Source organism: Mycobacterium sp. (assembly GCF_046091765.1).
Lineage (GTDB): Bacteria > Actinomycetota > Actinomycetes > Mycobacteriales > Mycobacteriaceae > Mycobacterium.
The window spans coordinates 1-11602 of record NZ_JBJTCF010000092.1 but is presented as its reverse complement, the minus strand read 5'-3'; the positions used below and the strand labels follow the sequence as shown (position 1 = coordinate 11602).

Genomic DNA, 11602 nt, shown 5'->3' with positions numbered 1-11602 from the left:
CTTCCCGCCCCGACGACATCGCTATCTGTCTACGTGCCGCAGGGCGGCGGGTTCTCGGGAGGTGATAACCCAGGTGGTGACGCAGGTAGTGGGACAGGCGGATCCGGCGGGTCGGGAAGCGTGAACGGCGACGGCGGCGGCTGGCTGGGCGGTTCGGGCGGTGAACCCGGGCAGGCCTCGGCCAGCCCATTCTCCACATCGGGGGCGGGCGGCGGCGGTGGCGGGGGATCGTCCTACGCCGATCCCGCCTACACCACCCTCGCCGTTACCGGTCCGCCGCGTTTCTTGGACCCAAGCCCTCCGTTTGACGGTATCGTCACTTTGAATTGGGTGGACATCCTCACCTCGGCCCTGAATCCGCTGCGGTCGGGGCGGGCCGCCGATCAGCAGCTGGTGGCTGCAACTTCGGGCATTCCGACCGCCTATTCCCGGGAATGGTCGGTGTCGGCAGGCGCCCTGCCGGAGGGGCTCACCCTGAGTAAGTCGGGCAAGCTTTCAGGAAAGCCGATCAAAGCCGGTCCCTACTCGTTCGTTGCGACTGTCCAGGCGGTTACCGCACCCGGCTCCCTCGTATACGGCGGCCAAATGGACATCTCGTCGGTCATCACCTACTCCGGCACCGTGTGCACCGTGCGGTGCGGGCGTGGCGGGCGGAGCTGACACCCGTCCGATGAGCATCGAGGTCCTCTACACCGCCGAGGCGACCGCGACCGGCGGCGGCCGCGACGGCGCCGTCAAGTCCTCCGACGACGTCATCGACCTGCCGACCCGTCCGCCCAAAGCGGTCGGCGGCAGCGGCGAGGGCACCAACCCCGAGCAGTTGTTCGCCGCCGGCTACGCCGCCTGCTTTCTGAGCGCCCTGCAGTTGATCGCCCGCAAGAGCGGGGTGACCCTGGACGGGGCCTCGGGGATCACCGCGCGGGTCTCTTTGGGCAAGGATTCCTCCGGCGGCTACGGCATCACCGCCCACCTGATCGGCTACCTGCCCGGACTCTCCCAGAGCGTGGCCGACGACCTGATGGCCACGGCGCACCAGACCTGCCCGTATTCCAAGGCCACCCGCGGCAACATCGACGTCACGCTGTCGGCGACGGTGTAGCGGTCTTCTAGGCTTTGTGCGCCCTCAACAGGTGGGCGGGAAACATCACCCGGCCCTGGGCGTCGCGCGGCAGAACCGGCGCCGCGGCCGGCGGCGCCCCGGGGACCTGCGGGGCGTAGGCGTGGATGGCGGCGGGCCGGATCTCGTCCACCGTGAAGTGCCTCGCGACCGCCTGCCGCAACTCCTCGGCGGTCACGTCGTTGGGTTTGCCCTCGAATTCCGCGGGGAACGCGCCCTTGTCGAAGACCAGCGCGTAATAGCGCGCCCCCGGCGCGGCGGCGCGGTGAATCGACGCCAGATAGGCGTCGCGTCGGTCGACCGGCAGGGAGTGAAACAGCGTGCTGTCGATGATCGTCGCGAAGAACCCGTCATAGCCGGTGAACGCGGTGATGTCGGCACACACGAACGTGGTTGTGGCCACGCCTCTTTCGGCGGCGGCCGCGGACGCGGCGGCGATCGCGCTCGGCGCCAGGTCGATGCCGACGACGGTGTGGCCGCGGGCCGCCAGCGCCAGGGCGAGTTCGGCGTGACCGCAGCCCGCGTCGAGCACCGGGTCGGCGATCGAGGTGTGCTCGATGAGCGCGGCCAGCGCCGGTTGCGGCTCGCCGATGTTCCACGGCGGCGGACCCTCGAACGCTCCCGCCCCCCGGTAGGCGCCTTCCCAGTCCATCACCTCAGAGCTCATGAACGCCAAGCTACTCCCAGGTGTGCACCGGGGCGTTGCTGTGCATCAGTTCGCAGTAGCGGCGCAGCATCTCGGCCAGGGCCCGCGGCCGGTCCAGCCCCCTGCTCTGCAGCGCGCCGACCGTGGCCACCTGCCAGGCCGCGCCGTTGCGCCCGGTCTTCGCCCGGCCCTCGATCACACTGAGGTAGCGGTCGCGCACCTCGGTGGCCACCCGCCAGCGCCGCAGCCCCTCCTCGGCCATCGGCAGCAGGTGGCGCAGCACCAACTCGTCGGGGGTGACCTCACCCAGACCCGGCCAGTACAGCCTGGCCGCCATGCCGTTGCGTGAGGCCTCCAGGAAATTGTCGTGCGCGGCGGTGAAGCTCATCTTCGTCCACAGCGGCCGCTCGTCCTCGGACAGCGTGCGCAGCAGCCCGTAGTAGAAGGCCGAGTTGGCCATCATGTCGACGACGGTGGGCCCGGCGGGCAGTACCCGGTTCTCCACCCGCAGGTGCGGTCTGCCGTTGACCACGTCGTAGACCGGCCGGTTCCAGCGGTAGACGGTCCCGTTGTGCAGGCGCAACTCGGCCAGCTTCGGGGTGCGGCCCGCGGCGAGTTCGGCCACCGGGTCCTCGTCGGACACCTCCGGCAGCAGCGACGGGAAGTAGCGGACGTTCTCCTCGAACAGGTCGAAGATCGAGGTGATCCAGCGCTCGCCGAACCACACCCGGGGGCGCACCCCCTGCGCCTTGAGTTCGTCGGGCCGGGTGTCGGTGGCCTGGGCGAACAATTCGATGCGGGTCTCAGCCCACAGCTGGTGGCCGAAGAAGTACGGCGAGTTCGCGCCCAGGGCGATCTGCGGCGCGGCCAGCACCTGAGCGGCGTTCCAGTTGTCGGCGAAGTCGGCGGGGGAGACCTGGAGGTGCAATTGCACACTGGTGCAGGCGGATTCGGGCGCGATCGACTCCGCGTACATGGTCAGCCGTTCGGCTCCGTCGATGTCGATCAGGATGTCCTCACCCCGGGCGGTGAAGATCGAGTCGTTGAGCGCCTGGTAGCGCACCGACGGGCTCATCCAGCTGCCGGTGAGGTCCTCGGGCATCAGCGTGGGAAGTATGCCGATCATCACGATGTGCGAGCCGTCGACGCCGGCCTTGGCCTCCGCGGCGTTCAGGCTGGCCCGGACCTCGGACTCCAGTTCCAGCGCGGTACGCCCGGGCAGCGGGCGGGGCGGGACGTTGAACTCGATGTTGTAGGCCCCCAGTTCAGTCTGGTAGGCCGGGTCGGCGATGGCGGCGAGCACCTCCTGGTTGGACATCGCCGGCTGATAGTCGGCGTCGACCAGGTTGCACTCGATCTCCATCCCGGTCAGCGGCCGGTCGAACTCGAAGCTGGACTTGGCCAGCATGTTCTCGAACACGTCCAGACAGAGCTGCACCTTGCGCCGGTACTGCTGCCGTTGCGCCCGGCTGTAGCTGGCCTGCCTGATCTCGTCGCCCACCCTGACGATGCAACCGCGTCGGTCTTCGCGGCGCAAGGGTGCCCGAGCGGAATCGGCGATCCGTGCGCATTCGCGGTGATCGGTGGCAGACTCCCAGGACAGCCAGCAACCGTCGCACCCGAGGAGAGACCTTGGCCGACTTCGTCGCTTCCATCGACCAGGGCACCACCAGCACCCGGTGCATGATCTTCGACCACAACGGTGCCGAGGTGGGGCGCCACCAACTCGAGCACGAACAGATCCTGCCGCGCGCGGGCTGGGTCGAGCACAACCCGGTGGAGATCTGGGAGCGCACCCAGACCGTGGTGATGTCGGCGCTGAACACCACCAAGCTGTCGGCCACCGACCTGGCGGCGCTGGGGATCACCAACCAGCGCGAGACCACGCTGGTGTGGAACCGCAAGACCGGGCGGCCCTATTACAACGCCATCGTCTGGCAGGACACCCGCACCGACCACATCGCCGCCGCGCTGGAGCGCGACGGCCGCGGCGAGGTCATCCGGCGCAAAGCCGGACTGCCGCCGGCGACCTACTTCTCCGGCGGCAAGCTGCAGTGGATTCTCGACAACGTCGAGGGGGTGCGCGCGGACGCCGAGAAGGGCGACGCGCTGTTCGGCACGCCCGACACCTGGGTGCTGTGGAACCTGACCGGCGGGGCGCTCGGCGGGGTGCACGTCACCGACGTCACCAACGCCAGTCGCACCATGCTGATGAATCTGGAGACCCTGGACTGGGACGACGAACTGCTGTCGTTCTTCGGGGTGCCGCGGGCGATGCTGCCCGCCATCCGGCCGTCGTCCGCACCGGAGTCCTACGGGATGACACACCCCGACGGGCCCACCGACGGTGAGGTGCCGGTGACCGCCAGCCTGGGCGACCAGCAGGCGGCGATGGTCGGGCAGGTGTGCCTGGCACCCGGGGAGGCCAAGAACACCTACGGCACCGGCAACTTCCTGCTGCTCAACACCGGCGAGAAGATCGTGCGCAGCCAGAACGGACTGCTCACCACGGTGTGCTACCAGTTCGGGACCGCCAAACCCGTCTACGCCCTGGAGGGGTCGATCGCGGTGACCGGCTCGGCTGTCCAGTGGCTGCGCGATCAGCTGGGCATCATCAGCGGTGCGGCGCAGAGCGAGACGCTGGCCGCCCAGGTCGAGGACAACGGCGGGGTCTACTTCGTGCCGGCGTTCTCCGGCCTGTTCGCGCCGTACTGGCGCTCGGACGCGCGCGGTGCCATCGTCGGGCTGTCCCGGTTCAACTCCAACGCCCACGTCGCGCGGGCCACGCTGGAGGCGATCTGCTACCAGAGCCGCGACGTGGTCGACGCGATGGCCGCCGACTCGGGGGTGCGCCTGGAGGTGCTCAAGGTCGACGGCGGGGTGACCCTCAACGAGTTGTGCATGCAGATCCAGGCCGACGTGCTCGGCGTCGAGGTGGTGCGCCCGGTGGTGGCCGAGACGACGGCACTGGGGGCGGCGTACGCGGCCGGCCTGGCGGTCGGGTTCTGGGCGGATCCCGAGGACCTGCGGGCCAACTGGCAGGAGGCCCGGCGCTGGTCGCCGCGCTGGAGCGAGGAGCAGCGCGCCACGGGCTACGCCGGCTGGCGCAAGGCCGTCCAGCGCACCCTGGACTGGGTGGAGATCTAGGCCTGCGGCGCGATTTCGTGGGCTGAGCGCCGGAAAGCGCGCCCAAGTCGTGCCAGAGTGGTCGGTATGACCGACACCGCGGCCGATCTGGCCAACCTCCCCGACGCCCGCCCGTTCCACATGCGGGGCAACTACGCGCCCGTGGCCGACGAGCTCGACGCCTACGACCTGACGGTGGAGGGGGCCATCCCCACAGAGCTGGACGGCTGGTATCTGCGCAACGGATCCAACCCGCGCACGCCGACACCGCACTGGTTCGTCGGTGACGGCATGATCCACGGGGTGCGCATCGAAGGCGGTGCCGCCCGGTGGTACCGCAACCGATGGGTGCGCACTGAGAGCTTCGACAACGACTTCCCGGTCTACGGCGCCGACGGCACCCGCAACCTGCACTCGTCGGTGGCCAACACCCACGTGGTCAATCACGCCGGCCGGACGCTCGCCCTCGTCGAGTCCTCGCTGCCCTACGAGATCACCAACGACCTGGAGACCGTCGGCTGCTACGACTTCGACGGCAAGCTCAACGACTCGATGACCGCCCACCCCAAGATCTGCCCCACCACCGGTGAGTTGCATTTCTTCGGCTACGGCAATCTCTTCCAGCCCCACGTCAGCTATCACCGCGCCGACGCCGACGGCGAGCTGACCGTCAACCGCCCGATCGACGTCAAGGCAATGACGATGATGCACGACTTCGCGATGACTGCCGAACACGTCATCTTCATGGACCTGCCGATCGTGTTCAACCTGCAGGTCGCGATCAGCGGCGGCGGGATGCCCTTCCGCTGGGACGACGACTATGGCGCGCGCTTCGGCGTGCTGCGCCGTGACGACCCGTTCGGCGAGGTGCGCTGGTTCGAGATCGAACCGTGCTACGTCTTCCACGTCGCCAACGCCTACGTGCAGAAAGCCGCGGGCGGTGACAGCATCGTGATCCAGGCCGTCCGCTACCCCGAGTTGTGGCGCAACGACGGCGGTTTCGGCGACAGCGGCGTGCTGTGGGAGTGGACGATCGACACCGGCCGCGGGACGGTGACCGAACGCCAACTCGACGACCGCGCCGTGGAGTTCCCGCGGATCGACGACCGGCGGGCCGGGATGCCGGCCCGCTACGCGGTGTCGGTGGGCAAGTCCGCGCTGGTGCGCTACGACCTGCAGACCGGTGCGGCGGCGGTACGCGAGTTCGGCACCTCCGACGCGCCCGGCGGCCCCGGCGAGGTCGTCTTCGTGCCGTCCCCGTCGGGCGGCGCCGACGAGGACAACGGGTGGTACATGGGCTACGTCTACGACCCCGCCCGCGACAGCAGCGAGCTGGTGATCCTGCCCGCCGGCGACCTGACGGCCGAACCGACGGCCCGGATCCTGTTGCCCCGCCGGGTGCCCTACGGCTTCCACGGCAACTGGATCACCGGCTAGCGTGGGTAGCCGTGGCCGAACTGAAAATCCAGCTTCGCTCCGATCTCACCGCAGCGATGAAGAGTCAGGACAAGTTGCGCACCGCCACGCTGCGGATGCTGCTGGCGGCGATCCAGACCGAGGAGGTCTCCGGCAAGCAGGCCCGTGAGCTGACCGACGACGAGGTGATCAAGGTGCTGGGTCGCGAGGCCCGCAAGCGCGCCGAAGCCGCCGAGATCTACACCCAGAACGGGCGTGGTGAGCTGGCCGCCGAGGAGCACGCCGAAGCCCGGATCATCGACGAGTACCTGCCCACGCCGCTGACCGACGCCGAGGTCGTCGATGTGGTCGACACCGCGATCGCCCAGGTCGCCGAGGAGATCGGCGCGCGCCCGTCGGTCAAGCAGATGGGCATGGTGATGAAGGCGGCCACCGCGATCGCGGCAGGCAAAGCCGACGGGTCGCGGCTGTCGGCCGCCGTGAAGGAGAGGCTGTGATGGCTGCGCCAGGAGTCGACGCGATCGTCGTCGGTGCGGGGCTGGCCGGGCTGGTGGCCACCCACGAACTGACCAGCCGCGGCAAGAAGGTCGCCCTGCTCGACCAGGAGAACGCCGCCAACCTGGGCGGTCAGGCGTTCTGGTCGTTCGGCGGCCTGTTCGTGGTCGACACCCCCGAACAGCGCCGGCTGGGCGTCAAGGACTCCTTCGAACTGGCCTGGAACGACTGGTGCGGAAGCGCGGGATTCGACCGCCTCGACGACGAGGACAGCTGGGCGGTGCAGTGGGCGCGCGCCTACGTGGAGTTCGCCGCCTCCGAGAAGCGCTCCTGGCTGCACGGGCACGGCATCACCTTCGTGCCGACGGTCGGCTGGGCCGAACGCGGCGACCTGCGCGCCGACGGACACGGCAACTCGGTGCCGCGCTTCCATGTCGCGTGGGGCACCGGCACCGGCGTTGTCGAGCCGTTCGTCAACTCGGCATTGGAGGCCGCAGCCCGGGGTCTGGTCACCTTCTACCACCGCCATCGCGTCGACGAATTGGTCCTCTCCGGCGGCGGGGTGACCGGCGTGCGCGGCACCGTGCTGGCGCCCGACGACTCCCCGCGGGGCGCGCCGTCCACGCGCGAGCGGGTCGGCGACTTCGAACTCAGCGCACCGGCGGTCATCATCACCACCGGCGGTATCGGCGGCAACCACGACATCGTGCGGCGCTACTGGCCCGACCGGATGGGCACCCCTCCGGCGTCGATGATCACCGGGGTTCCGGCCTACGTCGACGGCCGGATGCTCGACATCGCCGCCGACAGCGGTGTGCGCCTGGTCAACCGCGACCGGATGTGGCATTACACCGAGGGAGTGCAGAACTGGGACCCGATCTGGCCCCAGCACGCGATCCGCATCCTGCCCGGGCCGTCCTCGATGTGGTTCGACGCGCTGGGGCGCCGGTTGCCCGCGCCCTGCCTCCCCGGGTACGACACCCTGGGCACGCTGCGCCATCTGCGCACCGATCCGCAGATCGCCGGGTACGACCACTCCTGGTTCATCCTGACCCAGAAGATCATCGAGAAGGAGTTCGCGCTGTCGGGCTCCGAGCAGAACCCCGACATCACCAACCGCGACCGGGCCGGGCTGCTGCGCGAGCGGCTGGTGGGCAAGGGTGCCCCGCCCCCGGTCGAGGCCTTCAAGTCCCGCGGCGCGGACTTCGTCGTCGCCGACTCCCTCGAGGAACTCGTCGCGCTGATGAACAAGCTGACCGACGAGCCGCTGCTGGACCCCGCGGCCATCCGCGCCCAGATCGAGGCGCGCGATCTGCAGATCGCCAACCCGTACTGCAAGGACGCGCAGGTGCAGGGCATCCGCAACTCGCGCCGCTACATCAGCGACCGCATCACCCGCACCGCCACGCCGCACCGCATCCTCGACCCGGCGGCCGGGCCGCTGATCGGGGTGAAGCTGCACATCCTGACCCGAAAGACGTTGGGCGGCATCCAGACCGACCTGTCCTCGCGCGCGATCGGACTCGACGGCAACCCCATCGCGGGTCTGTACGCCGCCGGCGAGGTCGCCGGATTCGGCGGCGGTGGCGTGCACGGGTACAACGCGCTGGAGGGAACGTTCCTGGGCGGCTGCCTGTTCTCCGGGCGGGCCGCCGGCCGGCACGCGGCCGGCACCCTGTAGCCGCGTGAGCGCGACGACAACCCGCGGACCCGTCCAGGCGGCGGTGGTCGCGAGCTATCTGGCGATGGTGGCGGTGAACTACCTCGCCAACGCGCTGCCGCTCAACGCAAGGCGCACCGGTGACGTGTCCGACGCCTACCCGAGCCTGTTCACCCCGGCGGGGGTGACCTTCGCCATCTGGGGTGTGATCTACCTGCTGCTCGGCATGCACGTGCTCTACCAGCTCGGCCTCTTCCGCGGCCGGCCCGATCCTGTCGAGCAGGCCCTGCTGAACCGGGTCGGAGTTCTGTTCACGCTGTCCTCGCTGGCCAACACCGCGTGGGTGTTCGCCTGGCACTACGACCTGATTCCCCTCTCGGCGGTTCTGATCACGGTGATCCTGGTGTGCCTGGCCCGCATCGTCACCACGGTGCGCCGCGTCGTGCTCAGCGCCCGGCAGCGCTGGTTCATCGGTGTGCCCTTCAGCGTCTACTTCGGGTGGACGACGGTCGCCGTCGTGGCCAACATGACCGTGCTGCTGGTCTACGCGAACTGGGACGGCTTCGGTCTGGCGGACTCCACCTGGGCGGTGATCATGGTGCTGGTCGCGATGGCCATCGGCACCGCCACGATGGTGCGCAACCGCGATGTCGCCTACGGCCTCGTGCTGATCTGGGCGTTCCTCGGGATCCTGCTGCGCCAGCTGTCACCGGAAGGCCTCGACGGCCGCTACCCGGCGATCATCGCCGCGGTGATCGCCGCGCTGGTCGTATACCTCGGCGCGGAGTGGGCGATCGTGCGCCGGCGCACCCCGGCGGGGGCGGTGGGATAGGGACTGCCGGGTTGAGATACCCAGGTGAGATACGCAAAGGTCGCGGTCGGGGTGGCGGGATTCGAACCCACGACCTCTTCGTCCCGAACGAAGCACGCTACCAAGCTGCGCCACACCCCGCGTGAAGCCTCGACAGCCTATCGCACCCCCGTGTGGGCCGCGCACTCCTCTAGCGCGCCGCGGTGATCCACTCCGGCCAGGCGCAGTGCCGGTCGAACTCCCGCAGCGCGTCGGCATGCGCACCCGGCGCCAGCCCCTGCCCGGCCAGCCAGCGCTCGTTGAAGTAGGTGTCCTCGTAGCGGTCGCCGCTGTCACAGATCAACGTCACCACCGAACCGCTGACACCGTTGGCGACCATCTCGGCCAGCAGGCCGAACGCACCCCAGACGTTCGTTCCGGTCGAGGGTCCGACCCGCCAGCCCAGCACCCTGGAGACCTCGTGCGCGGCCGCCACCGACGCGGCGTCGGGAACGCTGACCATGCGGTCGATGACGTCGGGCAGGAAGGATGCCTCGACCCGGGGCCGGCCGATGCCCTCGATCCGCGACGGCGCGGCGGTGACGATGTCGTCGCGGCCCTGCGCGTAGGCCGGGAAGAAGGCGGAGTTCTCCGGGTCCACCACGCACAGCCGCGTGCGGTGGCGCCGGTAGCGGATGAACCGGCCGATGGTGGCGCTGGTCCCGCCGGTTCCCGCACCGACCACGACCCACGCCGGGACGGGATGACTCTCGGCCTGCATCTGGTCGTAGATCGACTCGGCGATGTTGTTGTTGCCGCGCCAGTCGGTGGCCCGCTCGGCGTTGGTGAACTGATCCAGATAGTGACCACCGGTCTGATCGGCGACCCGCTGCGCCTCGACGCACACGTCGCCGGGTTGTTCGACGAAATGGCAGCGACCACCCCGGGCCTGGATCAGCGCCACCTTCGACGGGCTGGTGAAGGCCGGCATCACCGCGACGAACGGCAGACCCAGCATCGCGGCGAAATACGCCTCGGACACCGCCGTCGAACCCGACGACGCCTCCACGACGGTGGTCCCCTCGGTGATCCAGCCGTTGCACAATCCGTAGAGGAACAGCGAGCGGGCCAACCGGTGTTTGAGGCTTCCGGTGATGTGGGTCGACTCGTCCTTGAGGTAGAGCGCCACATCGGCGCTGTCGCTCCACGCCCGGGGAAGGGGGTAGCGCAACAGGTGGGTGTCAGCGCTGCGGCGGGCGTCGGCCTCGATGAGCCGGACCGCCTCGGCCACCCAGTCGCGCGAGGCCCGGCGGGCCGCTACCAGGTTCACCTGCGTCCTCCTAGCGGACCGCCACGGCCGGGGTCGAGCGCACGACATTGCGGGTCGCGTCGTGTCCGCCGGTCGGCGCGGCCACCAGGGTGAGCAGGGTCGCCTCGGGCCGGCAGCAGAACCGGAAGGGCGCGAACGGCGACGTGCCGATCCCGGCCGACACGTGCAGGGCGGTGGCCGCACCCCAGCGCGCCGCCCCCTTGGCCCGCGAGCGGTCCAGGTCGCAGTTGGTCACCACGGCGCCGTAGAACGGCAGGCACAGCTGACCGCCGTGGGTGTGCCCGGCCATCACCAGTTGGTAGCCGTCGGCGGCGAACCTGTCGAGCACCCGCGTGTAGGGCGCGTGGACCAGCCCCAGGCTGAGGTTGGCCGCCGGGTTGGGCGGTCCGGCGATGGTGTCGTAGCGATCCCGCTCGATGTGCGGATCATCGACACCGGCCGCGGAGATGACCAAGCCCGCGACCTCCAACTCGTGGCGGGTGTGGGTCAGGTCGAACCAGCCTCGCTCGGTGAACGCCGCGCGCAGATCCTGCCAGGGCAGCGACGTGCCGTGCACGCGGTGCCCGCGGTCGGTGAGGTACTTGGCCGGATTCTTCAGCGTCGGCGCGAAGTAGTCGTTGCTGCCGAACACGAACAGCCCCGGAACCGCGAGCAGATCGCCGAGCGCCTGCACCACCGCGGGAACCGCCCTGGGGTGCGACAGGTTGTCGCCGGTGTTGACCACCAGATCGGGCTCCCAGCCGGCCAACTCGCGCAGCCAGGCCTGCTTGCGCCGCTGTGTGGGCCGCATGTGGATGTCGCTGAGGTGCAGCACCCGCAGCGGTGAGGACCCCGGTGTCAGGATCGGCATCGTCACCTCGCGAACGACGAACGCGTTGCGTTCGATCGCCGAGGCGTAGCTCAGCGTCAGTGCGGCGGTCCCGACGGCGGCGGCCGCGGTCGTCCTCAAGCCCGGTGCGGACACGCCTCCAAGACTACTGCGGGGCGAAGGCCGTCACGGCGGCGGCGGGGCGGGCGGCGGC

General features: G+C 69.7%; 11 protein-coding genes and 1 tRNA gene. 7 read left to right on the top strand and 5 right to left on the bottom strand.

The window, feature by feature from the left end:
• Positions 1 to 120 precede the first annotated feature (120 nt).
• A complete protein-coding gene (locus tag ACKOB8_RS10035; protein WP_526377067.1) occupies positions 121 to 660 on the top strand; it encodes a putative Ig domain-containing protein in 540 nt (179 codons plus the stop codon).
• A gap of 10 nt (positions 661 to 670) precedes the next feature.
• Positions 671 to 1099, top strand: a complete 429-nt coding sequence (locus tag ACKOB8_RS10030; protein WP_526377066.1) for an organic hydroperoxide resistance protein — start codon at positions 671 to 673, stop codon at positions 1097 to 1099.
• A gap of 7 nt (positions 1100 to 1106) precedes the next feature.
• Here the strand turns inward: ACKOB8_RS10030 and ACKOB8_RS10025 are convergent, their stop codons facing one another.
• Entirely contained in the window at positions 1107 to 1784 is a 678-nt protein-coding gene (locus tag ACKOB8_RS10025) for a class I SAM-dependent methyltransferase (RefSeq protein WP_526377065.1), read from the bottom strand.
• A gap of 10 nt (positions 1785 to 1794) precedes the next feature.
• Positions 1795 to 3273 carry a glutamate-cysteine ligase family protein gene (locus tag ACKOB8_RS10020; protein WP_526377069.1) on the bottom strand — a complete coding sequence of 493 codons (1479 nt, stop codon included), beginning with the start codon at positions 3271 to 3273 and terminating at the stop codon, positions 1795 to 1797.
• A gap of 173 nt (positions 3274 to 3446) precedes the next feature.
• Between ACKOB8_RS10020 and glpK the strand changes: the two genes are divergently transcribed.
• The 5 genes from glpK to ACKOB8_RS09995 all read left to right on the top strand — a co-directional run bounded on the left by glpK (position 3447) and on the right by ACKOB8_RS09995 (position 9292).
• Complete coding sequence (gene glpK / locus ACKOB8_RS10015; RefSeq protein ID WP_526377068.1) at positions 3447 to 4910, top strand: glycerol kinase GlpK; 1464 nt, start codon at positions 3447 to 3449, stop codon at positions 4908 to 4910.
• Positions 4911 to 4976: 66 nt separating this feature from the next.
• A complete protein-coding gene (locus ACKOB8_RS10010) occupies positions 4977 to 6326 on the top strand; it encodes a carotenoid oxygenase family protein (protein ID WP_526377064.1) in 1350 nt (449 codons plus the stop codon).
• An 11-nt stretch (positions 6327 to 6337) separates the two neighbouring features.
• Positions 6338 to 6802: a GatB/YqeY domain-containing protein gene (locus ACKOB8_RS10005; RefSeq protein ID WP_526377063.1), complete on the top strand. Its 465-nt coding sequence runs from the start codon at positions 6338 to 6340 to the stop codon at positions 6800 to 6802.
• A complete protein-coding gene (locus ACKOB8_RS10000; protein ID WP_526377062.1) occupies positions 6802 to 8481 on the top strand; it encodes an FAD-binding dehydrogenase in 1680 nt (559 codons plus the stop codon). The genes ACKOB8_RS10005 and ACKOB8_RS10000 overlap by 1 nt, the downstream gene beginning before the upstream one ends.
• Positions 8482 to 8485: 4 nt before the next feature.
• On the top strand, positions 8486 to 9292 hold the full coding sequence (locus tag ACKOB8_RS09995) for a TspO-related membrane protein (RefSeq protein ID WP_526377061.1): 807 nt from the start codon (positions 8486 to 8488) through the stop codon (positions 9290 to 9292).
• A gap of 46 nt (positions 9293 to 9338) precedes the next feature.
• On the opposite strand, the gene ACKOB8_RS09990 is transcribed toward ACKOB8_RS09995, so the two are convergent.
• From ACKOB8_RS09990 to ACKOB8_RS09980, 3 genes are all read right to left on the bottom strand, one after another.
• Positions 9339 to 9412 (bottom strand) — tRNA-Pro (locus ACKOB8_RS09990).
• 49 nt (positions 9413 to 9461) lie between these two features.
• The gene (cds1, locus tag ACKOB8_RS09985) at positions 9462 to 10580 is read right to left on the bottom strand and encodes an L-cysteine desulfhydrase Cds1 (protein ID WP_526377060.1); all 1119 of its coding nucleotides are present in this window, start codon (positions 10578 to 10580) and stop codon (positions 9462 to 9464) included.
• Between the two features lie 10 nt (positions 10581 to 10590).
• Positions 10591 to 11544 carry a metallophosphoesterase gene (locus ACKOB8_RS09980; RefSeq protein WP_526377059.1) on the bottom strand — a complete coding sequence of 318 codons (954 nt, stop codon included), beginning with the start codon at positions 11542 to 11544 and terminating at the stop codon, positions 10591 to 10593.
• Between the last annotated feature and the right edge of the window lie 58 nt (positions 11545 to 11602).

Bases quoted from the DNA above. Each gene is read 5' to 3' on its own strand.
- ACKOB8_RS10010 (WP_526377064.1), top strand. From the start codon at position 4,977: ATGACCGACACCGCGGCCGATCTGGCCAACCTCCCCGACGCCCGCCCG.
- ACKOB8_RS10000 (WP_526377062.1), top strand. From the start codon at position 6,802: ATGGCTGCGCCAGGAGTCGACGCGATCGTCGTCGGTGCGGGGCTGGCC.
- glpK (WP_526377068.1), top strand. From the start codon at position 3,447: ATGATCTTCGACCACAACGGTGCCGAGGTGGGGCGCCACCAACTCGAG.
- ACKOB8_RS10025 (WP_526377065.1), bottom strand. From the start codon at position 1,784: ATGAGCTCTGAGGTGATGGACTGGGAAGGCGCCTACCGGGGGGCGGGA.
- ACKOB8_RS10030 (WP_526377066.1), top strand. From the start codon at position 671: ATGAGCATCGAGGTCCTCTACACCGCCGAGGCGACCGCGACCGGCGGC.